This window comes from Cellulomonas sp. (genome assembly GCF_017744555.1).
GTDB lineage: Bacteria > Actinomycetota > Actinomycetes > Actinomycetales > Cellulomonadaceae > Cellulomonas.
On record NZ_JAGIBD010000006.1, the window covers coordinates 109033 to 130956 of the forward strand.

General features: G+C 73.7%; 20 protein-coding genes. 8 read left to right on the top strand and 12 right to left on the bottom strand.

Annotated features, from left to right (window positions below; translation table 11 throughout):
- Nucleotides 1-18: 18 nt before the first annotated feature.
- Together J7523_RS06040 and J7523_RS06045 are read left to right on the top strand one after the other, a co-directional pair.
- Nucleotides 19-972 (top strand): helix-turn-helix domain-containing protein, encoded by a 954-nt coding sequence (locus tag J7523_RS06040; protein WP_291883615.1) that lies wholly within the window; start codon nt 19-21, stop codon nt 970-972.
- Nucleotides 973-1103: 131 nt separating this feature from the next.
- Nucleotides 1104-2069, top strand: a complete 966-nt coding sequence (locus J7523_RS06045; protein WP_291883618.1) for a DMT family transporter — start codon at nt 1104-1106, stop codon at nt 2067-2069.
- A gap of 97 nt (nt 2070-2166) precedes the next feature.
- Here J7523_RS06045 and J7523_RS06050 read toward each other — a convergent pair whose 3' ends face one another.
- The 4 genes from J7523_RS06050 to J7523_RS06065 all read right to left on the bottom strand — a co-directional run bounded on the left by J7523_RS06050 (nt 2167) and on the right by J7523_RS06065 (nt 6168).
- Nucleotides 2167-3852: a ribonuclease J gene (locus J7523_RS06050; RefSeq protein WP_291883620.1), complete on the bottom strand. Its 1686-nt coding sequence runs from the start codon at nt 3850-3852 to the stop codon at nt 2167-2169.
- A gap of 14 nt (nt 3853-3866) precedes the next feature.
- The gene (gene dapA, locus J7523_RS06055; RefSeq protein ID WP_291883623.1) at nt 3867-4784 is read right to left on the bottom strand and encodes a 4-hydroxy-tetrahydrodipicolinate synthase; all 918 of its coding nucleotides are present in this window, start codon (nt 4782-4784) and stop codon (nt 3867-3869) included.
- A 65-nt stretch (nt 4785-4849) separates the two neighbouring features.
- Nucleotides 4850-5356 (bottom strand): dihydrofolate reductase, encoded by a 507-nt coding sequence (locus J7523_RS06060; RefSeq protein ID WP_291883626.1) that lies wholly within the window; start codon nt 5354-5356, stop codon nt 4850-4852.
- Nucleotides 5353-6168 (bottom strand): thymidylate synthase, encoded by an 816-nt coding sequence (locus J7523_RS06065; RefSeq protein ID WP_291883630.1) that lies wholly within the window; start codon nt 6166-6168, stop codon nt 5353-5355. The genes J7523_RS06060 and J7523_RS06065 overlap by 4 nt, the downstream gene beginning before the upstream one ends.
- 102 nt (nt 6169-6270) lie before the next feature.
- Here J7523_RS06065 and J7523_RS06070 point away from each other — a divergent pair, with 102 nt between their 5' ends.
- From J7523_RS06070 to J7523_RS06085, 4 genes are all read left to right on the top strand, one after another.
- Nucleotides 6271-7740 carry an NAD-dependent succinate-semialdehyde dehydrogenase gene (locus J7523_RS06070; protein ID WP_291883634.1) on the top strand — a complete coding sequence of 490 codons (1470 nt, stop codon included), beginning with the start codon at nt 6271-6273 and terminating at the stop codon, nt 7738-7740.
- Nucleotides 7741-7865: 125 nt separating this feature from the next.
- Nucleotides 7866-8651 (top strand): AzlC family ABC transporter permease, encoded by a 786-nt coding sequence (locus J7523_RS06075; protein WP_291883636.1) that lies wholly within the window; start codon nt 7866-7868, stop codon nt 8649-8651.
- On the top strand, nt 8648-8968 hold the full coding sequence (locus J7523_RS06080) for an AzlD domain-containing protein (protein WP_291883638.1): 321 nt from the start codon (nt 8648-8650) through the stop codon (nt 8966-8968). The genes J7523_RS06075 and J7523_RS06080 overlap by 4 nt, the downstream gene beginning before the upstream one ends.
- A gap of 38 nt (nt 8969-9006) precedes the next feature.
- Nucleotides 9007-9567 (top strand): GNAT family N-acetyltransferase, encoded by a 561-nt coding sequence (locus J7523_RS06085; RefSeq protein WP_291883641.1) that lies wholly within the window; start codon nt 9007-9009, stop codon nt 9565-9567.
- Nucleotides 9568-9636: 69 nt separating this feature from the next.
- Here the strand turns inward: J7523_RS06085 and J7523_RS06090 are convergent, their stop codons facing one another.
- The 3 genes from J7523_RS06090 to J7523_RS06100 are packed head-to-tail and all read right to left on the bottom strand — an operon-like array spanning nt 9637 to nt 11715.
- Nucleotides 9637-10110: a hypothetical protein gene (locus J7523_RS06090; RefSeq protein ID WP_291883643.1), complete on the bottom strand. Its 474-nt coding sequence runs from the start codon at nt 10108-10110 to the stop codon at nt 9637-9639.
- 1 nt (nt 10111) lies between these two features.
- Complete coding sequence (dapB, locus tag J7523_RS06095) at nt 10112-10867, bottom strand: 4-hydroxy-tetrahydrodipicolinate reductase (protein ID WP_291883645.1); 756 nt, start codon at nt 10865-10867, stop codon at nt 10112-10114.
- Nucleotides 10868-10878: 11 nt separating this feature from the next.
- Complete coding sequence (locus tag J7523_RS06100) at nt 10879-11715, bottom strand: hypothetical protein (protein WP_291883648.1); 837 nt, start codon at nt 11713-11715, stop codon at nt 10879-10881.
- 114 nt (nt 11716-11829) lie between these two features.
- Between J7523_RS06100 and J7523_RS06105 the strand changes: the two genes are divergently transcribed.
- Nucleotides 11830-12780, top strand: coding sequence for a hypothetical protein (locus J7523_RS06105; protein WP_291883651.1), 951 nt, complete (start codon nt 11830-11832; stop codon nt 12778-12780).
- On the opposite strand, the gene J7523_RS06110 is transcribed toward J7523_RS06105, so the two are convergent.
- The 4 genes from J7523_RS06110 to J7523_RS06125 form a co-directional block, all read right to left on the bottom strand.
- Nucleotides 12748-14094 carry a pitrilysin family protein gene (locus J7523_RS06110; protein WP_291883653.1) on the bottom strand — a complete coding sequence of 449 codons (1347 nt, stop codon included), beginning with the start codon at nt 14092-14094 and terminating at the stop codon, nt 12748-12750. The two genes, J7523_RS06105 and J7523_RS06110, sit on opposite strands and share 33 nt — an antisense overlap.
- Nucleotide 14095: 1 nt before the next feature.
- The gene (locus J7523_RS06115) at nt 14096-16330 is read right to left on the bottom strand and encodes a polyribonucleotide nucleotidyltransferase (protein ID WP_291883656.1); all 2235 of its coding nucleotides are present in this window, start codon (nt 16328-16330) and stop codon (nt 14096-14098) included.
- A gap of 224 nt (nt 16331-16554) precedes the next feature.
- Nucleotides 16555-16824, bottom strand: a complete 270-nt coding sequence (gene rpsO, locus J7523_RS06120) for a 30S ribosomal protein S15 (RefSeq protein ID WP_291883659.1) — start codon at nt 16822-16824, stop codon at nt 16555-16557.
- 92 nt (nt 16825-16916) lie between these two features.
- On the bottom strand, nt 16917-17996 hold the full coding sequence (locus J7523_RS06125; RefSeq protein WP_291883662.1) for a bifunctional riboflavin kinase/FAD synthetase: 1080 nt from the start codon (nt 17994-17996) through the stop codon (nt 16917-16919).
- Nucleotides 17997-18053: 57 nt separating this feature from the next.
- Here J7523_RS06125 and J7523_RS06130 point away from each other — a divergent pair, with 57 nt between their 5' ends.
- Nucleotides 18054-18599: an NUDIX hydrolase gene (locus J7523_RS06130; protein ID WP_291883666.1), complete on the top strand. Its 546-nt coding sequence runs from the start codon at nt 18054-18056 to the stop codon at nt 18597-18599.
- Nucleotides 18600-18660: 61 nt separating this feature from the next.
- Here the strand turns inward: J7523_RS06130 and J7523_RS06135 are convergent, their stop codons facing one another.
- Nucleotides 18661-21732, bottom strand: coding sequence for a glycoside hydrolase family 9 protein (locus J7523_RS06135; RefSeq protein WP_291883669.1), 3072 nt, complete (start codon nt 21730-21732; stop codon nt 18661-18663).
- Between the last annotated feature and the right edge of the window lie 192 nt (nt 21733-21924).

The following is a 21924-nucleotide window of genomic DNA, read 5'->3' on the forward strand; positions in this document are numbered from 1 at the left end:
TATCGCTAGGATCGGGCCATGGTCCACACGGTGGCTGTCGTCGCGTTCGAGGGCATCAGCCCGTTCCACCTCGCGGTCCCGTCGGCCGTCTTCACCGCCCGCTACGGCGGTACGCCGGGCAGGCCCTACCGGGTCGTCGTGTGCGCACCGACGCCCGGCCCTGTCCCCACCGAGGCCGGCTACGACATTCACGTCGCGCACGGGCTCGAGGCGCTCGACCGCGCCGACACCGTGGTGCTGCCGAGCTGGGACGTGCACCGCGAGCCGCCCGCGCCGCTTCTCGACGCCGTCCGTGCGGCCCACGCCCGCGGCGCGCGGGTCGTCAGCCTGTGCCTCGGCGCGTTCGTCGTCGCCGCCGCCGGGCTCGTCGACGGTCGCGAGGTCGCGACCCACTGGCACGCCGCCGCCGAGCTCGCCGCCCGGTACCCCGCGGTCCGGGTGCGATCCGACGTGCTCTGGAGCGACCACGGCGACGTGCTCACGTCCGCCGGCGTCGCCGCCGCGCTCGACTGCTGCCTGCACGTCGTGCGGACCGACCTCGGCGCCCGGATCGCGACCGAGGTGGCGCGCTCGCTCGTGCTGGCGCCGCACCGCGACGGGTCGCAGGCCCAGTTCATCCCGGCCCCTGTCGCCCCGAGCGCGGGCGGTGACCCCGTGGACGACGCGATCGCCTGGGCGCAGAACCGACTCGGGGACCCCGTCGACCTCGACACGTGGGCCGACGCGGTGCACCTGTCGCGCCGCACGTTCACGCGCCAGTTCCGCGCGCGCACCGGCACGAGCCCGGCGCAGTGGCTGCTGCACCAGCGGCTCACCCGCGCCCGCGTGCTGCTCGAGACGACCGACGAGCCTGTCGACACGGTCGCCCGGCGCGCCGGGTTCGGCAGCGCGGCGACGATGCGCCAGCACTTCGCCGAGCGGTTCCGCACGAGCCCGCACCAGCACCGGGCGGCGTTCCGGTCGGCGCCCTGACCTGCAGGATCGCTCGTCCGCGCGACGCTGGCAGGACGTCGACGGTCGGTGGCGGTTATCCCTGCGGTCGATGTCGGTGGTCGCGCCTACTGTGACGGCATGCGCACCCACCTCCCCCGGACGGTCAAGCCATGAGCCGCCGCGGATGGATCCTGCTGCTGTCGATGGGCCTCATCTGGGGCGTCCCGTACCTGCTGATCAAGGTCGCCGTCGGCGAGGTCACGCCCGCGACGGTCGTGTTCGTGCGCACGGGTCTCGGCGCTCTCCTGCTCGTGCCGTTCGCGTGGCGTGCGGGCGGGCTCCGCGTGCTCCGACGGCACTGGCCCGCGGTCGTCGCATTCGCGGCGCTCGAGCTCGTCGGCCCGTGGATCCTGCTGTCGAACGCCGAGCGCACGCTGTCGAGCTCGCTCACCGGGCTGCTCATCGCGACCGTGCCCATCGCGGCCGTCGTGCTCGGCCGCATCGTCGACAAGGAGCGCGTGGCGCTCGTCCGCTGGGTCGGTCTGCTCGTCGCGCTCGGCGGCGTGGCCCTGCTGCTCGGACCGGGCGCCGGCGCGGACGACCCGTGGGCGGTGACGCAGGTGCTGCTCGCCGCGCTCGGGTACGCGACGGCGCCGATGATCGCCGACCGGTACCTGCGCGACGTCCCCGCGATCCCGCTCACCACCGCGTGCCTGGGCCTGACCGCGCTCGTCTACCTGCCGGTCGTGCTGCTCACCGGCCCGCACCCGTGGCCGACGGCCGACGCCGTCCTGTCCCTCGCGCTGCTCGGCGCGCTCTGCACGGCGCTCGCGTTCGTCCTGTTCTTCCGGCTCATCGCCGAGGTCGGTGCGGCCCGCTCGACGCTCGTCGCCTACCTCAACCCCATCGTGGCCGTGGGCCTCGGGGCGTTGATCCTCGACGAGCCGATCACCGTGACGGTCGTCATCGCGACGGTGCTCATCCTCGTGGGCTCGGCCGCGGCCTCACGTCGGGGTGCGTCGACGAGCGCTGCGGCTCCCGCGGGCGAGGTGACGGTGGCCGTGAGCGCCGACGACGTCGCCGACGAGGACGACCTCGTGCGGGACGGCGAAGGAGCGAGGACCCGTCCGAGCTGACCCGGCCAGGCCGGGTGGCGAGGAGCGACGGCTCCCGGCATCCGGCGACCGCGTCCTGCCCTGCCCCTGCCGTGCTCTGGCCTGGCCTGGCGGAGGCTCAGGCCTCGACGACGACCGGGATGATCATCGGGCGGCGGCGCAGCCGGTTGGAGACCCAGCGCCCCACCACCCGCCGCATCACCTGCTGCAGCTGGTGCGTGTCCGTCGCGCCCGTGAGCGCGGCCTCCTCGAGCGCGCGCGTGAGGTCCGGGAGGATGTCCTCGAACACGTGGTCCTGCTCGGCGAACCCGCGGGCGTGGATCTGCGGTCCGGCGAGCACCTTCCCGTCGGCGGAGCTCACGACCGCGAAGATCGAGATGAAGCCCTCGTCGCCGAGGATGCGGCGGTCCTTGAGCTCGGCCTCGGTGATGCCGCCCACGCTCGAGCCGTCGACGTAGACGTACCCGCAGGGCACCGCGCCGACGACCGACGCCTTGCCGTCGACGAGATCGACGACCACGCCGTCCTCGGCCAGCACCACACGGTCGGCCGGGACACCGGTCTGGACGGCGAGCGCCGCGTTGGCCACGAGGTGCCGCACCTCGCCGTGCACGGGCATGACGTTGCGCGGCTTGAGGATGTTGTAGCAGTACAGGAGCTCGCCGGCGCTCGCGTGGCCGGACACGTGCACCTTGGCGTTGCCGGAGTGCACGACGCGGGCGCCGAGCCGGGTGAGCCCGTTGATGACCCGGAACACGGCGTTCTCGTTCCCGGGGATGAGGGACGACGCGAGGATCACGGTGTCGCCGGGGCCGACGGACACCTTGTGGTCGTTGTTCGCGATCCGCGACAGGGCCGCCATGGGCTCGCCCTGCGACCCGGTGCACATGAGCACGATCTCGTCGTCGGGCAGCTGGTCGACCTGCTTGAGGTCGATGAGCACGCCCTCGGGGACGTGCAGGTAGCCGAGGTCGGACGCGATGGCCATGTTGCGGACCATCGACCGGCCGACGAGCGCGACCCGCCGCCCGTGCGCGTGCGCGGCGTCGAGCACCTGCTGCACGCGGTGCACGTGCGACGCGAACGACGCGACGATGATGCGCTTCGCCGAGTCGGCGAACACGCCGTCGAGCACCGGTCCGATGCCGCGCTCCTGCGCGACGAAGCCCGGCACCTCGGCGTTCGTGGAGTCGACCATGAACAGGTCGACGCCCTGCTCGCCGAGCCGCGCGAACGCCCGCAGGTCGGTGATGCGGCCGTCGAGCGGCAGCTGGTCCATCTTGAAGTCACCGGTGTGCAGCACGGTGCCGGCCGGGGTGCGCACCGCGACGGCGAGTGCGTCGGGGATCGAGTGGTTGACGGCGACGAACTCGCACTCGAACACACCCAGCCGCTCGGTCTGGCCCTCGCGGACCGCGAGCGTGAGCGGCGCGATGCGGTGCTCCTTGAGCTTCGCCTCGACGAACGCGAGCGTGAGCTGCGAGCCGACCAGCGGGATGTCCTGCCGCAGCCGCAGCAGGTACGGCACGGCGCCGATGTGGTCCTCGTGGCCGTGCGTGAGGACGATCGCCTCGATGTCGTCGAGACGGTCCCGGATGTAGTCGAAGTCCGGGAGGATCAGGTCGACGCCGGGCTGGTGGTCCTCGGGGAACAGGACGCCGCAGTCGATGACGAGCAGGCGTCCGGCGAACTCGAGCACGGCCATGTTGCGGCCGACCTCGCCGAGCCCTCCCAGTGCGACGACGCGCAGTGCACCGTCGGCCAGGGCCGGCGGCAGGGTGAGCTCGGGGTGCGGGTGACTCAATGGGTCTCCTGGGGTCAGCGGAGCGCGATGTCGAGCAGCCCGGCGGCGCGCAGGCCGGCCCGGATCGTCTCGAGCTCGTCGTCCGAGGCGGCGACGAGCGGCAGGCGCACGGCGCGGGTGGGCAGGTACCCCGAGATCTCGAGCGCGGCCTTGGCGGCGACGGCCTGGAAGCCGGCACCGTTGACGGCGTCGATCGCGGGGGCGATGGTGAGGAAGACGCGCAGGGCCTCGGCGTGGTCGCCGGCCTCCCAGGCGCGGATCGCGGCGGCGACCTGTGCGGCCGCCACGTGCGTCGCGACGCCGACGATGCCGACGCCGCCGACGGCCAGCAGCGGCAGGAGAAGGCTGTCGTCGCCCGAGTACCAGGCGAGTCCGGTCCGGCTGATCGCGCGGGCCGCCGCGTACGGGTCGCCGGCGGCGTCCTTCATCGCGACGACGCGCGGGTGCGCGGCGGCGGCCTCGATCGTGGCGGGGGCGAGCCGGACGCCGGTGCGGCCGGGCACGTCGTAGAGCATGACGGGCAGGTCCGTCGCGTCGGCGACGGCCGCGAAGTGTGCCAGCACGCCCGCCTGCGACGGACGCGAGTAGTAGGGCGCGACGACGAGCAACCCGTGCGCGCCGGCCTCGGCGGCCTGCTCGGCCATCCGGACGGCGTGCGCGGTGTCGTTGGAGCCCGCGCCCGCCAGCACGTAGGCCTGGTCGCCGACGGCCTCGACCACGGCCTGCACGATCTCGGCCTTCTCGGGTGCGTGCGTGGTGGAGGCCTCGCCGGTGGTGCCGGACAGCACGAGCCCGTCGTTGCCGGCGTCGACGAGATGCCGCGCGAGGCGGACGGTGGCCTCGAGGTCCACGGCTCCGTCGGTGGTCATCGGCGTGACCATCGCGGTCAGGACCCGCCCGAACGGGCGCGTGGTGTCGGTGACGTGCGGCATGGGGCCACGGTACCGCCCAGGCACGCGGGCCGACGTCGGTGCCCACGCGGCGACGAACCCGTCGTTCAGGCGGGGACCGGCTCGTAGGTCTCGAAGCGGAACCGCAGGCCGTCCGTCGTCGACGTGTGCCAGCCGGCGGCGGGGTCCGACGCGACGCGACGCCACCGCGACGGGTCGAGCGTGGGCGCCCACGTGTCGCCGTCCGCGACGGTCGTGTCGACGACGGTCACCTCGACGCGGCCGGCGCGCGGCAGCGCCTCGGCGTACACCGCGCCGCCGCCCATCACCCACGCGTCCCGGTCGCCGACGAGCGCGAGGGCCTCGTCGAGCCCGTCGACCACGTGCGCACCCTCGGCCACGTACCCGGCGGTCCGCGACAGCACGATGTTGTCCCGCCCTGGCAGCGGCCGGAACCGCGCCGGCAGGGACTCCCACGTCGCGCGGCCCATGATCACCGGGTGGCCGGACGTGAGCGTGCGGAACCGGGCCAGGTCCTCCGGGAGCCGCCACGGCAGCGTGCCGTCCCGACCGATCACCCCGTCCGGCGTCTGCGCCCAGACGAGACCGATCACACCGCCACCGGCGCCTTGATGCCGGGATGGTGCTGGTAGCCGACGACCTCGATGTCCTCGAACGTGTAGTCGAAGATCGACGCGGCCTTGCGCAGCTGCAGCGTCGGCAGCGGGAACGGCTCCCGCGAGAGCTGCTCGGTGACCTGGTCGACGTGGTTGTCGTACACGTGGCAGTCGCCGCCGGTCCAGACGAGGTCGCCGACCTCGTGCCCGGTCTGCTGGGCGACCATGTGCGTGAGCAGCGCGTACGACGCGATGTTGAACGGCACCCCGAGGAACAGGTCGGCGGAGCGCTGGTAGATCTGGCACGACAGCTTCCCGTCGGCCACGTAGAACTGGAAGAACGCGTGGCACGGCGCGAGCGCCATCGACGGGATGTCGGCGACGTTCCACGCCGAGACGATGTGCCGGCGCGAGTCGGGGTCCCGCGTGAGGTTCTCGACGAGCTGCGCGATCTGGTCGACGTGGCCGCCGTCGGGCGTCGGCCAGCTGCGCCACTGCACGCCGTACACGGGCCCGAGCTCGCCGTCGGCGTCGGCCCACTCGTCCCAGATCGTCACGCCGTGGTCGCGGAGCCACTGCACGTTGGACTCGCCGCGCAGGAACCACAGCAGCTCGTAGGCGACCGACCGCAGGTGCACGCGCTTGGTCGTGACGAGCGGGAACCCGGCCGACAGGTCGAACCGCATCTGGTGCCCGAACACGCTGCGGGTGCCGGTCCCGGTGCGGTCGGACTTCGGCGTCCCGGTCGCCATCACGAGCCTCAGGAGGTCCTCGTAGGGGGTCTCGACGACGGCGGTGGTGTCGGTCATGGCGCCCAGGATAGGTCCGTCGTGACCGCGGGCCGGCGGCGACTCACGGACCGGGACCGAGTTCGGCAGGTGCGGCCGTCGGGTGCGCGCGACACTGTGCGGATGACCACGTCGCTGCCCCCGACAGTCGCCGCCCACGTCCCCACCGAGATCCTCGTCGACGGCGCCTGGCGCCCCGCCCGGAGCGGTCGCACGTTCGAGGTCGCCGATCCCGCGACGACGCAGACGCTGTTCGACGTCGCGGACGGCGGCGAGCAGGACGCGCTGGACGCGCTCGCGGCCGCCGACGCGGCGTTCGGCGAGTGGCGGGCGGTCGCGCCCCGGCAGCGGGCCGAGCTGCTGCGGGCTGTGTTCGAGACGATCACCGCCCGCACCGAGGACATCGCGGCGCTCGTCACCGCCGAGGGCGGCAAGCCGCTGGCCGAGTCGCGCGCGGAGGTCGCCTACGCCGCGGACTACGTCCGCTGGTACTCGGAGCAGGCCGTGCGTCTCGACGGCCTCGCCCGCCGGGCGCCGTCGGGCACCAACCACCAGCTCGTGCTCCGCCGGCCCGTCGGCCCGGCGCTGCTCATCACGCCGTGGAACTTCCCGATCGCGATGATCGCCCGCAAGGTCGCGCCCGCGCTCGCCGCCGGTTGTCCTGTCGTCGTCAAGCCCGCACAGCTCACGCCGCTCACGACCGCGTACGTCGCCGAGATCATCCGCGCCGAGCTCGTCGAGCGCGGCCTGCCCGCCGGGGTCATCAACGTGGTGCCGTCGTCGTCCGCGCGGTCCGTGTCCGGGCCTCTTCTCGCCGACCCGCGGCTGCGCAAGCTCTCGTTCACCGGGTCCACCGAGGTCGGCGCCACCCTGCTCAAGCTCGCTGCGGACAACATCCTGCGCACGTCGATGGAGCTCGGCGGCAACGCGCCGTTCCTCGTGTTCGACGACGCGGACGTCGACGCCGCGGTCGAGGGCGCCGTCGCGGCGAAGATGCGCAACGCGGGCCAGACGTGCGTCGCGGCGAACCGCTTCCTCGTGCAGCGCGGGATCGCCGACGACTTCACCGAACGGCTCACCGCGGCGTTCGAGAAGCTGGTCGTCGGCCACGGCGCCGAGAGCGGCACGACCGTCGGCCCGCTCATCGAGAAGTCGGCCGTGGACCGCGTCGAGGAGGTCGTGGCGCAGGCTGCCGACGCGGGGGCACGCGTCCGCATCGGCGGCGACCGGCCCGACCGGCCCGGCTACTTCTACAACCCGACCGTGCTCGACCGCGTCGACCCCGGGCTCCGGCTCGTCACCGAGGAGATCTTCGGGCCGGTCGCGCCCGTGGTGACGTTCGGGTCCGAGGAGGAGGGTGTCGACCTCGCGAACGGCACGCCCTTCGGGCTCGTCGCGTACGCGTACACGCGCGACGTCGCACGCGTGCTGCGCCTGGCCGAGTCCGTCGAGACCGGGATGCTGGGCGTCAACCGCGGCATGGTCTCCGACGCCAGCGCCCCGTTCGGCGGGGTCAAGGCCTCCGGGCTGGGCCGGGAGGGCGGCGAGGCGGGCATCGAGGAGTACCTCGAGACGACGTACGTCGCGCTCTGACGCCGCCGGGCACCGAGGCCGACGGACGACGGCCGGACGGACCTCGCCGTGCCTCCGCAGGTCGCGACAGGTCGTGCACCCTGCGCGGTCCGACCGGTGCTCGCGGGTGTGCGACAGTGGCCCGCGTGACCCGACCCGCCGACGACGCTCGCCGGGTCGCGGTCCGTCAGGCCGTCTCGGTGTCGGTCGCGACGGGCCTGTACGGCGTGTCGTTCGGGGCGCTGTCCGTCGCGGCGGGCCTCTCCCTCCCCCAGACGATGGCACTCAGCCTGCTGATGTTCTCCGGCGGCTCGCAGTTCGCGTTCGTGGGCGTGCTCGGCGCCGGCGGCGCTGCCGGTGCGGCGATCGCCACGGCCGGGCTGCTCGGCGTCCGCAACGGGCTGTACGGACCGCAGGTCGCTCCGCTGCTGCACGCGCGCGGCTGGCGACGGCCGCTCGCCGCACAGCTCACGATCGACGAGTCCACTGCGGTCGCGACCGCGCAGCGAGACCCGGCGGCCGGGCGGGTCGGGTTCTGGTGGACGGGCGTCGGCGTGTTCGTCATGTGGAACCTGTTCACGCTCGGCGGGGCGGTGGTCGGTGACGCGCTCGGCGACCCCCGGCGGTACGGCCTCGACGCCGCTGCCGCCGCGGCGTTCCTCGCGCTCGTCTGGCCGCGCGTCACGGGCCCCGGCGCCCGCCTCGCCCAGCTCGTCGCCGCCGGGGCCGTGCTCGTCGCGCTCGCGGTGACGCCGTTCGTGCCCGCGGGCGTCCCCGTGCTGCTCGCCGCGATCGTCGCGATCGTCGCGGGCATGCTCGTCCGCGGACCCGCCACGACCGACCGCGAGGAGACGGACGAGGCGGGCGACGCCGAGCCCGACGAGACGACGGCCGGCAGCGCCGACCGTCCCGACCCGGAGGGGACCCCATGAGCGACGCCGCCACCTGGATCGCCGTCGTCCTCGCGTGCGCCGTGTGCTTCGCCCTCAAGCTCGTCGGCCACCTCGTGCCCGAGCACTGGCTCGCCCGGCCCCGCGTCGCACGCACCGCCGCTCTGGTGACGGTCGCGCTGCTCTCGGCGCTCGTCGCCGTGCAGGCCGCGACGACCGGTCGGGCCCTCGTCGCCGACGCCCGCCTGCCCGCCCTCGCGGTCGCCGCGATCGCGCTCGCACTGCGCGCGCCGTTCGTCGTGGTCGTCGTGCTGGCGGCCGTCACGGCCGCGGTGCTGCGCGCGATGGGCATGCCGTAGCCTCGCCCGGACCCGTCGCTCGACTCCCGGAGACCCCGATGACCCTGTTCCGTGAGACCGCCGACGTGTCCGTGCGACCCGCGGTACCGGGCGACGAGCGGGCGCTGGCCGACGTCCAGCTCGCCGCGTGGAGGCACGCCGGCCTGCTGGGCGCGCACGTGCTCGACCTCGTCGACCCGGCCGCCATGACCGCGCAGTGGGCCCGCGCCATCACGACGCCGCCCGCCGACGGCTTCCGGGTGCTCGTGGCGTGCCGCGGCGCGGACGTCGTCGGGCTCGCGTCCGTCGCTCCAGTCCCAGCGCCTGAGGGCCGGCCGTTCGACGCGCCCGGCGGCGCGATCCTTGCCCTCGAGGTCGCGCCCGACGCGCAGCAGCGCGGCCACGGGTCGCGGCTGCTCGCGGCCGTCGTCGACCTGCTGCGGCAGGACGGCGCGGACCAGGTGCACACGTGGGTGCTCGACGGCGACGAGGCGCGCGAACGGTTCCTCGCGGGCGCGGGCCTGGGTCCGGACGGCGGCGCGCGCGACCTCGCGACGGAGGAGATGCCCGACGGGTCGCAGGCGACCGTCACCGAGCGCCGGTGGTCCGCGTCGATCTGACACCGGCCGACCCGAGGCTCGCGCGGGCCCGACGTCACGACCCGCCCAAAGACCTCGGACGCGCAGACGTCAGGTCGTCCTGGCGCGGTGCAGCCGGCTGGCGGTGCGCAGCGACGCACGCGCCTGCTTGCGATCGCCCGCAGCGTCGTACGCGAACGCCAGGTGGTACCAGGAACGCCAGTCGTCGGGGCTGGCCTCGGTGCGCTCGCGGAACTCCTCGAACGCGGCACGCGCAGCGGTCCGGTCGATGCGGCCGCCCGGCGAGCGCGGCAGGTCGTCGACCGGCAACTCGTCGGCCTCGGCCAGCTCGTCGGCCATGCGCTGCACGTCGATCGCCAGCCACCACTCGCGCGCGACGAGCCAGATCACGAGCAGCGGCAGCAGCCAGAACGCGAGCCCGAGCACCACGCCGACGGGCTCGCCGCTCGTCACGAGCCCGCTGGCCCGCAGCGCGACGAGCCACACGTACACCCCGAGCAACGCCGTCAGGACGACGGCGGCGAGCAACGACGTGCGGCGCACGCGCTGCGACGACCTGGCCACGTCAGGCGAGGTCGAGCAGGTGCTCGAGACCCACGGTCAGGCCGGGCCGCCGGCCCACCTGCCGGACGCCCAGCAGCACGCCCGGCATGAAGCTCACGCGGTCGAACGAGTCGTGCCGGATGGTGAGCTGCTCCCCCGCGTTGCCGAGCAGGATCTCCTCGTGCGCGACGAGCCCGCGCAGCCGCACGGCGTGCACGCGCACCCCGTCGACGTCCGCGCCGCGTGCACCGTCGAGACCCTCGCTCGTCGCGTCCGGGCTCGGTCCGAGACCGGCGGCGGCACGCGCGGCGGCGACGGCCTGCGCGGTGTGCCGAGCTGTGCCGGACGGCGCGTCGATCTTGTTCGGGTGGTGCAGCTCGACGACCTCGACGGACTCGAACCAGCGGGCGGCCTTCGCGGCGAACGTCATCGCGAGGACGGCGCCGAGCGCGAAGTTCGGGGCGACCAGCACGCCGACGCCGGGTCTGTCGGCCAGGTGGTCCCGCACGCGCGCCAGCGAGGCGTCGTCCCAGCCGGTCGTGCCGACGACCACGTGGATCCCGGCGTCGACGAGCGCGTGCACGTTGCCCTCGGTGACGGCGGGCACCGTGAAGTCGACCGCGACCTGCGCACCGGCGTCGGCCACCGCGCTGAGGTCACCGTCGGCGTCCAGCGTCGCGACGAGCTCCAGGTCGGGCGCGCCCTGGACCGCCCGGACCACCGTCGCACCCATGCGTCCGGCCGCGCCCAGCACGGCCACCTTGATCGGTTCGCTCACGGGGTACGACCCTAGCCGCCGACGGCGGTCCCCAACGCCTCCGCGATGCCGCGCTCGAGCCGGCGCAGCTCCAGCAGGCTCTGCCCGGTGAACCGCTCGACCTCGCGCGGCGGGTACGCGGCCTGCACGTACCAGCGGATCGCGCCGAGCACGTCCTCTGGCCGCACGGGTCCGGGACCGACCGCGTCCCGGACGAACGCGCTGAACCGCACGGCGGCGAGGAACACGTCCGGGGCCACACCGAGGTGCTCGACGACCCATCGGTGCAACGTCCCGACCGAGAGCCCTGCGTTGCGGGCGACGTCGGACGACCGGACCAGACCGTCCGACTCGAGCACCTCCCGGACGACGGGCCCGAGCAGCGCGAGCGTCGGGTCCTCCTGCTCGGGCCGGAACCGAGCCGCCAGCCCGCCCCCGAGCAGCGACGCGGCGTCCTCGTCCTGACCCGCCTCGAGCGCGACGGCGCACGCGGCGGCGACCTCGGGCGACAGCAGCGTCTCGAGCGGGTCGACCCGGTCCGTCACCGGGTGCGCGATGCCAAGCCGGGCGAGCGCCAACGGGTCCAGCTGCGCGCCGACCCGGGCCGAGGGCCCCCGCTGCTCGCGGACGACCGCGCGCGTCGCGAGGCCGCGCACGCCGGACCCGTCGGTCGTGCGCCGCTGCGTCAGCGGGTCGACGTGCACGCCTGGCGTGCCCACGGCGACGACGACCAGGCCGTGCCCGTCGGGCAGCAGCACCTCGTGGCTCACCGCGCCCGCCGGGTGCCGGACCACCCAGAGGTGATCCACGAGCTCGTGCGCCCCGGGCGGGGGTGCGAACCGGCGGTACCCGATGTCGTCGACGGCCATGCCTCATCATCGCGCCCGCACCGACGCGTCACCATCACCCGCGGCTGGTCGACCTCGAGGTCACGGCGGTCCCGGAGACGTCAAGGTCGCGACGCCCGGTACCGATGCACCCCCATGCCACGGCTTCCCCGCAGCGCCCCGACCCCGGCAGCGGTCGTCACCTACGTCGCGCTCGGCACGTTCGCCCTGACCTACGCGCTGATGTCGTGGAACGACGCCCTCGACCAGGCCCGCGCGGGCGAGTGGGCGTGGCCGCCCGACCCTGTCGTGTTCGTGCAGGACTCGGTCCGGTGGTCGCTCGCGGTCGCCCTCTGGTGCGCCGTGGCCTGGGTGGACGGGAGCCGCCACCGGTGGCGCGTGCCCGTGCTCTCGGCGGTGGTCGTGGCCGGGTGGTCAGTGCTCGCGTGGTGGTCGGACCACGTCGCCCACCAGGTGAACGGCTGGTACGTCCCGTGGCCCGGCCCTGTGCCGGCCACGACGTACGGCGACCCGGCGGACCAGTACCCGTACGAGACGGCCGTGGTGCTGCGTCCCGGCGTCGTCATCCCCCTGGCCGTCGTCGCAGCGGTGGCCGTCACGTCGTGGCTCGCCCACCGCAGGTCGCGTGCGGTCCCGCCGCCGGCAGTCCCGACCACCCGCCGGGCGCGACGCACCGCCATGACCGTGCTCGTGCTGCCCGTCGTGGCCGCCGTCGCCGCGGCCTCGCTCCTGCAGCTTCCGCCTGCCGACGAGTACGAGACAGACCTGAGGAGGTACGTCGACGTCCTCGTGTCGCCCACGTTCGCCCTCGCGCTCGCGGCCGGCGCCGCGCTCCTGCTCGCAGGCCGCGGTCGCGCCGCGTGGGTGCTCGTCGTCCTGGTCGGGGCGACGGCCGTCGGCCCGCTCGCGCTCGGCTGGTGGGCCGGAGACGCAGACGGCCTGCTCGGCAGCGCGGCGCTGGGCACGATCGCGATCACACTCGCGGCGTGCGTCCACCCGATGGCGACGTGGCTCACCCGGCTCGAGGAGCCGCCGCCAGCGCCGCTGCCGCCGTCAGTCCCCGAACGGGCCGACGCGCACCACTGACCGCGGACGGGACGCGAGCTCGGCAGCGAGCTCCTGCACGTCGGCGGCCGTGACCGCACGGATGCGGTCCAGCGACTCGTCGACGCTGAGCAGCTCGCCGTGCACGAGCTCGGCCTTGCCGAGCCGGCTCATCCGGGAGCCCGTGTCCTCCATGCCGAGCACGAGCCCGCCGGCCAGCTGGCCGAGCGAGCGATCGAGCTCCGCCTGGGTGATCGGGCTGTCCGCGAGGCGCTCCCACTCCGCGATCATGAGCGCGACCACCTCGTCGACCTTGCCGGGCGTGCAGCCCGCGTAGAGGCCGAAGATGCCCGTGTCGGCGTGCCCGGACGCGAACGAGTACGTCGAGTACGCCAGGCCGCGCTTCTCGCGGATCTCCTGGAACAGCCGCGACGACATGCCGCCGCCGAGCACCGCGTTGAGGACCGACAGCGTGAACCGCCGCGGGTCGGTCGCGGTGAGCGCCGTGCCGCCGACGATGACGTTGGCCTGCTCGGTGTGACGCCGGATCGTCGTCTCGACGCCCGCGGCGGGCAGCCCGGAGGTGCCCGCGAGCGCCGCGGCGCTCGTCGGGAGGCGACGCCCGGTCGGCTCCTGGGCGCCGTCGAGGTCCCAGCCGCCCGTGGTCAGCGCCTCGGCGACCTGCGCGCACAGCGTGTCGTGGTCGACGCCGCCCGCCGCGGTCACGACGAGCGTGGACGGCTTGTAGTGCCAGCGGTAGTGCTGCCAGACGGCGTCGCGCGGCACCGCGCGGATCGTCTCGGGCGTGCCGCCGATCGGCCGGCCGAGCGGGTGCTCGCCGAGCACCACGGCCGTGAACTGCTCGTGCACGACGTCGCTCGGGTCGTCGTCGTTCATCGCGAGCTCTTCGAGGATCACGCCGCGCTCGGTCTCGAGCTCGTCCGTGTCGAGGCGCGCGGAGGTCACCATGTCCGCGATGACGTCGACCGCCATCGGGAGGTCCGTGTCGAGCACGCGCGCGTAGTAGCACGTGTGCTCCTTGCCGGTGGCGGCGTTGGCCTCGCCACCGACGGCATCGAACGCCTCCGCGATGTCCATCGCGGTGCGTCGTGCGGTGCCCTTGAACAGCAGGTGCTCGAGGAAGTGCGTCGAGCCGTGGTGGCCGTCGGACTCGTCACGCGAACCGACCCCGACCCACGCGCCCACGGTCGCGGAACGCAGGCCGGGCATGCTCTCGGTGAGCACCCGGACCCCGCCGGGCAGGACGGAACGACGCACGAGGGCGTCGCCGTCCTGCCCGACGGCCTGCTCGGCGCCCGGGAAGCCCGGGCGCACGAGCGGCAGGTCCAGCGGCACGTCAGGCGTCGACGGACGCGGGGGCCTCGGCGGCGGGCTCGCCGCCCTCGGCACCCTCGTCGATGACCGCGTGCAGCGACAGCTTGCCGCGCGGGTCGATCTCGCCGATCTCGACCTGGACCTTCTGGCCGATCGAGAGGACGTCCTCGACGTTCTCCACGCGCTTGCCGCCCACGAGCTTGCGGATCTGCGAGATGTGGAGCAGACCGTCCTTGCCCGGCGAGAGCGAGACGAACGCGCCGAACGTGGTGGTCTTGACGACCGTCCCCACGAAGCGCTCGCCCACCTCGGGCATGTGCGGGTTGGCGATCGCGTTGATCGCGGCCCGCGCGGCCTCCGCCGACGGACCGTCGGTGGCGCCGATGTAGACCGTGCCGTCGTCCTCGATGGAGATGTCGGCGCCGGTCTCCTCCTGGATCTGGTTGATCATCTTGCCCTTCGGGCCGATGACCTCGCCGATCTTGTCGACCGGGACCTTCACCGTGATGACGCGCGGCGCGAACGGGCTCATCTCGTCCGGGACGTCGATCGCCTCGGCGATGACGTCGAGGATCGCCAGACGCGCCTCCTTGGCCTGCGTGAGCGCGCCGCCGAGCACCGAGGCGGGGATGCCGTCGAGCTTGGTGTCGAGCTGGATGGCCGTGACGAACTCGCGCGTGCCGGCGACCTTGAAGTCCATGTCACCGAACGCGTCCTCGGCACCGAGGATGTCGGTGAGCGCCGCGTAGCGGGTCTCACCGTCGACCGTGTCGGACACGAGGCCCATCGCGATGCCCGCGACGGGTGCGCGCAGCGGGACACCCGCGTTGAGCAGCGACAGCGTGGACGCGCAGACCGAGCCCATCGACGTCGAGCCGTTCGAGCCGAGCGCCTCGGAGACCTGGCGGATCGCGTAGGGGAACTCCTCGCGGCTCGGCAGCACGGGCATGAGCGCCCGCTCGGCGAGCGCGCCGTGGCCGATCTCGCGGCGCTTCGGCGAGCCCACGCGGCCCGTCTCACCGGTCGAGTACGGCGGGAAGTTGTAGTTGTGCATGTACCGCTTGCGCGTCTCCGGGGAGAGCGTGTCGAGCTGCTGCTCCATGCGGAGCATGTTCAGCGTCGTGACACCCAGGATCTGGGTCTCGCCGCGCTCGAACAGCGCCGAGCCGTGCACGCGGGGCAGCACCTCGACCTCGGCCGACAGCGTGCGGATGTCGCGCAGGCCACGGCCGTCGATCCGGAAGCCGTCCGTGAGGATGCGCTGGCGGATGAGCTTCTTCTGCACCGAGCGGTACGCGGCCGACAGCTCCTTCTCGCGACCCTCGAACTGCGCGGCGAGCTGGGCGACGACCTCGGCCTTGATCTCGTCGAGGCGGTTCTCGCGCGTCTGCTTGTCCGCGATACTCAGGGCCTCGCCGAGCGGCGCGGTCGACGCGGCCTCGACGGCCTCGTACGCGTCGGGCTGGTAGTCCGGGAACGTCGGGAACGTCTGCGTCTCCTTCGCGGCCTTCGCCGCGAGCTCCTGCTGCGCCTCGACGAGCACCTTGATGAACGGCTTGGCCGCCTCGAGGCCCTGCGCGACGACCTCCTCGGTCGGGGCGACACCACCCTCGTTCTGGATGATGTTCCAGGACTTCTCGGGCGCCTCGGCCTCGATCATGGCGATCGCCACGTCGTCGCCCACCACGCGGCCCGCGACGACCATGTCGAACGTCGCACGCTCGCGCTCGGAGTACCGCGGGAACGCGACCCACTGGCCGTCGACGAGCGCGATGCGCACGCCACCGACCGGGCCGGAGAACGGCAGGCCGGAGAGCTGCGTCGACAGCGAGGCCGCGTTGATCGCGAGCGTGTCGTACGCGTCGTCCGGGTGGATCGCCAGGACCGTGATGACGACCTGGACCTCGTTGCGCAGGCCCTTGACGAACAGCGGGCGCAGCGGGCGGTCGATCAGCCGGCAGGCCAGGATCGCCTCGGTCGAGGGACGGCCCTCGCGGCGGAAGAACGAGCCCGGGATCTTGCCGGCGGCGTACTGCCGCTCCTCGACGTCGATCGTCAGCGGGAAGAAGTCGAACTGGTCCTTGGGGTGCTTGCCGGCCGTCGTGGCCGCCAGCAGCATGGTGTCGCCGTCGAGATAGGCGGCGGCGGAACCCGCGGCCTGCTTGGCCAGACGGCCGGTCTCGAAGCGGACGGTGCGGGTGCCGAAGCGACCGTTGTCGATCACGGCCTCGGCGAACTGGATCTCGGGACCCTCCACGGGTGCCCTCCTTGTCCTCGAAGGCGCCGGCCGGCCGCGGCGGTCTTCGATCGAGACCCCCGGACCTTGACGGTTCCGGAGGCCACTACCGAGGACCGGACGAGCGGGTCGGCGCGGTGGATGGTGCTGTGGTGCGGTGTTTCAGCTGCGGGTGCGGAGCGCCTCTGCGGGCTCCACGCGGAACCAGCCCGGACCCGGCGTCGGGTCCGGGCTGGTCCGGATGATCAGCGGCGCAGGCCGAGCCGCTCGATGAGGCTGCGGTAGCGGTTGATGTCGACCTTCTGCAGGTAGCCCAGCAGGCGACGACGCTGGCCGACGAGCAGCAGCAGGCCGCGACGGCTGTGGTGGTCGTGCTTGTGGGTCTTGAGGTGCTCCGTGAGGTCCTTGATGCGCTGCGTGAGCATCGCGATCTGAACCTCCGGCGAACCGGTGTCACCCTCGTGGGTGGCGTACTCGGTCATGATGGACTTCTTCACGGCACTGTCGAGCGGCACGGTTCTCCAGGTTGTCTCGTTGCGCGGTGCTCCGGGGCATGTCCACCCGGGCTCTCTCTGTCCGCGGCCGTTCGTACGGCGACCACAGACTATCAGGCGGCGGGGGCTCCCCCGGCATCGGCCTGGTGCGGCGCCTCGGCGGACGGTTCGCCAGCGACCCCGTCGAGCACCTCGCGGACCCGCTCGACGTCCTCGTGCATGCGCACCAGGAGCTCGTCGACCGAGTCGAACCGGAGCGTCGGACGCAGGCGCTCGACGAGCTCGAGCACCACCTGCTGGTCGTACAGGTCGAGGTCGGTGCGATCCAGGACGTAGGCCTCGACCCTGCGCTCCTGCCCGTCGAACGTCGGGTTCGTGCCGATGGACACCGCGGCGGGCAGCACGCTGTCCGGGTCGCCCACCTGCACCGGCGTGCCGTCGGCCTCCCGCGTGCGGCGCAGCCACCCCGCGTACACGCCGTCGGCGGGCACCATGCCCGTGAGGTCCGCCCCGAGGTTCGCCGTCGGGAAGCCGAGCTCACGGCCGCGCGCGTCGCCGTGCACGACGGTCCCCCGCACGCGGTGCGGCCGGCCGAGCACGCGCGCCGCCTGCACCACGTCGCCCGCGTCGAGCAGCTCGCGCACCCACGTGGACGACCAGCGCCGACGCAGCGGGTCGGCGGCCTGGTCCTCGGCGCTGCCCGGGTCGGCGGTCGCGGCGGGCGCGACGTCCTCGATGACCTCGACGTCGAACCCGTGCTCGCGACCGAGCTCGACCATCGTGCCGAGGTCGCCGGAGTTGCCCCAGCCGAAGCGGACGTCCCGGCCGACCACGACCGTGCGCGCCCGCAGACCGTCGACGAGGTAGCGGCGCACGAACTCCTCGGGCGACTGTCGTGCGAAGTCGAGCGTGTACTCGAGCATGAGCACCGCGTCGAGGCCCGTGAGGCCGAGCAGCTCGAGCCGGTCCTCGTCGCCCGTGAGCAGCGGCGGCGCGGTCTCGGGCCGGTGCACCTGCAGCGGGTGCGGGCTGAACGTCACGGCCACCGCGCGCGCACCGGCCAGCCGGGCGTCCGCGCACATGCGGGTGAGCACGCTGACGTGCCCCCGATGCACCCCGTCGAAGTTGCCGAGGGTCACCACCGAGGGCCCGAAGTCCGACGGGACGTCGGCGAGGTCGTTCCAGCGCAGCACACGAGGATCATGCCACCCGTGCGGCACGACCCGTCCGCGACGTCCTAGCCTGCGGGCATGCGCTGGGAGACGTTCGGGGAGACGACCGTGTACGACAGCCCGTGGATGCGGGTGACGCTCGTCGACGTCGACGTTCCTGGTCACGGGCGCACCGACCACCACGTGGTGCGGATGCCGGGCCCGGCGGCGGGTGTCGTGGTGCACGACCCGGACCGCGGCGTCCTGCTGCTGTGGCGGCACCGGTTCATCACGGACACGTGGGGCTGGGAGGTGCCGGCGGGGAAGGTCGAGGCGGACGAGACGCCGCTCGAGGCCGCCGCCCGCGAGGTGCTCGAGGAGACGGGGTGGCGGCCGGGCCCCCTGCACCCGCTCGTGAGCTACCACGCGGCCCACGGGACGACGGACCTGATGTTCCACGCGTTCGTCGCCGACGGTGCCGAGCACGTCGGCGACCCGAGTGACCCGTCGGAGGCCGAACGTGTCGAGTGGGTGCCGCTGGACCAGGTGCGCGCCCTCGTCCTCGACGGCACGTTGGTGGACGGCCTCACGCTGACCGCGCTGCTGCGCTTCCTCCTGGGCGCCGAGCCTCGGGCCGGTGCGTGACGGACCCCGATGACGGACGCCCCGGCCGACACTCGGCCGGGGCGTCCGTCGGCGGAGACGGTCAGCCCTTCTGCCAGGGCAGCACGATCGTCATCGACGCGGCCCTCGTGGTGGCGCTGCCGGCCGGGTTGGTGAAGACCGCCCGGTACTCGCTCCCGACACCGAGCAGCGTGACCGGGAGCGTGAGCGTCGGCGTGGTCGCCCCGGGGATCGTGTGCCAGCGTCCGCCGAACCAGCGCACCTGCCACGCGACGGTCGGCGCCGGAGTTCCGCTCGCCGCCGCGGTGTAGGTGACCGTGGCGCCGAGCCTGCCGCGGGCGTCCTTCGGCTGCGTGGTGATCGCCGGGGCGACCTGGAGGGGCTCGCCACCATCCTGGTCCGCGAGGAACGACGCGACCCACGAGATCGCGGACTGCCAGTTGACCGCGACCTCGTTCGTCGACCAGGCGCCGATCTCGTCGATGTAGCACGCCGACGGCGCGCACCCTTCGGGGAACGCCGCCTGCGTGGTGGGGTCCCAGGTGCCGGCCTGCGAGTTCGGGCCGCCCGCGAGGGATCCGGCCGGCGGGCTGGGCAGCGACGGGTCGAGCTCGTGTGCCCACCACCGGTTGTGCTGCTGGTGCGAGGCGACCTCGCCCCAGCCCGTCACGTACGACTGGTTGAGCGCGTTGCGGCCGAGCAGGTAGTCGACGCCCTCGAGCACGGACCGCCGGTACCTCTCGTCCCCCGTGAGGTCGAACGCGGTGCCGACGACCACGAGGTTGTTCGCGACCTGCGAGCTCGACCCCCACACGTAGTCGCCGGACGGCGAGTACACCGACCCCCACGGCTGTGCGGCCTGGCTCGTCACGTACCGGTCGGCGCCCGCGACGACCGAGGCCACGACCGCGTCACGCCCGGGGAGCTTGTTCGGCACCGTCGCGAGGTCGAGCCGGCCCAGAGCGGCGGTGCTCGCCCAGCCGAAGCCGTCGGCCGTGAACACGTCGGCCGTGTGCAGCGGGCTGTTCACGACGGCCTTCGCGAACGCGTCCTCGCCGGTCGTGAGGTACAGCTCCGCGGCGGCCCAGTAGAACTCGTCGCGCACGTCGCGGTCCCCGTACGCCCCGCCGCCGTCCGCGCCGGCGGCGTCGGGCGCGTACACGTCCGGGTGGGCCAGGGCGGCCGCGTACGTCGACCGTGCCGTCGCGAGCAGCGTCGCGGCGAACGCGGGGTCGAGCTTGCGGAACAGCCGGGCGCCCTGCGCGGTGACGGCCGCGACGTTGAGCGTCGCCGCGGTGGACGGCCGGGCGAGCGAGCGGGGCTGCGCGTCGTCGGACGGGAGCAGCGGCAGACCCGTCCAGCCCTCGTCGTGCACCTTGTGGTGGACCATGCCGGCGTACTCGCCCGACGGCGCGACCATCTTGAGCATCCACTCGAGCTCCCAGCGCGCCTCGTCGAGCACGTCGGGCACCTTGTCGCCGTGCTCGGGGATCGCGAGCGTGCCGTCCTTGAGTGCGCCGGCGTCCGCCGACGGCGCGCGCAGCGAGCGCTCGTACGTGCCGAGCAGCTGCGAGACCGCGATGCCGCCGTTGACGACGTACTTGCCGTGGTCGCCCGCGTCGTACCAGCCGCCCGACACGTCGAGCCGGTAGTCGCACGTCCAGCCGTCGTAGTAGTCGCGCGGGCCGATGCACGGCACGTCGGTGTCGCCCTGGTTGGGCGCGACGCCGACGTGGCCGGCCGGACGGGCGTAGTCCTCGCCCGCGATCGCCCCGTCGATCTCGATGCCCGACCGGGCCGGGTAGAAGTAGTCGAGCGTGTCGTAGCGGAGCTGCTGGTAGAGGTCGGCAGCGATGTCGAACGGCCGGCTGGTCTCACCGTCGGCGACCACCGTGAAGCCCTTCCCGGTGCGGGTGACGCCGGAGAAGTCGATCGTGTGCACGTTCAGGCGTGACGACGGGTCGAGGCCGGCCGGGGCCGAGTCGCCGTGCGCGACGACGGTGCCGTCCGCGGCGTGCAGCTCCCACGGCAGCGCCGTGGTCGCGTCCGTGACGAGCGTGGCGCGCTTCGGCCCGTACGGGAGGTAGCCGACCTGGTTGACGCGCACGCGCGGACCCGTGTCGGGCTGGTAGACGGGCGGCGGCGTCGCGGAGCTCGTCAGCGAGACCTCGGACACGCAGAACGTGTACGCCGAGGACTTGCCGAGCTGGATCGCGACCTGCCCGGGTGCCGACCCGTCCGCCGGGAAGGTCAGCCCCGCGGTGAACGGGTACTCGTGCACCGCGAGCTCGGTGGTCAGCGGCACCGCCCCCTGGTCGAGGACCGTGCGGTACGCGCCGCCGCCCTCGCCGACGAGCGCCCGCACCGGGGTCGCGGGGTCGCTGCTCGCGGTGAACGACAGCACATAGTTCTGGCCCTCCTCGACGGGCACGCCGTTGTAGACGAGCCCGGCATCCCACGGGTTGACCTGCCCGCCGGGGACGTCGACGCACATGCGCCCGTCGGCGAAGACGGGGTCGCTCGTGCCGTACAGCGACCACGAGCCGAGCGACTCGGCGAACGACGTGTGCGGCAGCAGCTCGGAGTCCGAGGACAGGGAGACGTCGTCGAGGCAGAACGTCCACGCGTCGGGGCTGAACCCGCCGAGTTGGAACGCGATCTGGCCACGCGGGTCGCCCGCGGCGCTCTCGGCCGGGTAGGTCGCACCGGCGGTGAACGCGTACGACGTCGCGGTGGGCTCGGACGTGAGCGCAGGGCTCTTGTCGAGCACCGTGCCGTAGGGGGCGCCGTCCTGTCCGACGAGGGCACGGATCGTCACGTCCGTGCTGGCCGACGCGGTGAAGCCGAGCGTGTAGGTGGTGCCCTCGTCGATGGCGACACCGTTGAGCACCACGCCGACCCCGTACTGGCTCGACCCGGCCGGCACGTCGACGCACAGCGCGCCGCTGCTCGTGTCGAGCGGCCCGTCCGTGCCGTAGGCGACCCAGCCCTCGGCCCCGGACTCGAAGGTGCCGTCGCCGATCTGCGAGGCGGCGCCGACAGGTCCTGCGGTACCGAGCGTCAGCGCGACGCCGGTGAGCAGCGCCGCCGTCGCGCCGCCCCACCTCCGTCCTGCCGACCAGCCGTGCCGGTGCCGTGCGGTGCGTGATGCCACGTCGTCCCCCTCGGTCGGTCGCCGCCCACTGCCCTGTGAGCCGCCTGTGGAGCCAGGGCAGGCTATGGGAGACGACGACCTGGGCGGACGGGTCCGAATCGATTCGGTCGGACCGATGCGGCGCCGCACCTGAGCACCGAGGCGGACGACAGCCGGACCTTGGCTCCCCCGGATGGGCCGTCCGGCACCGGC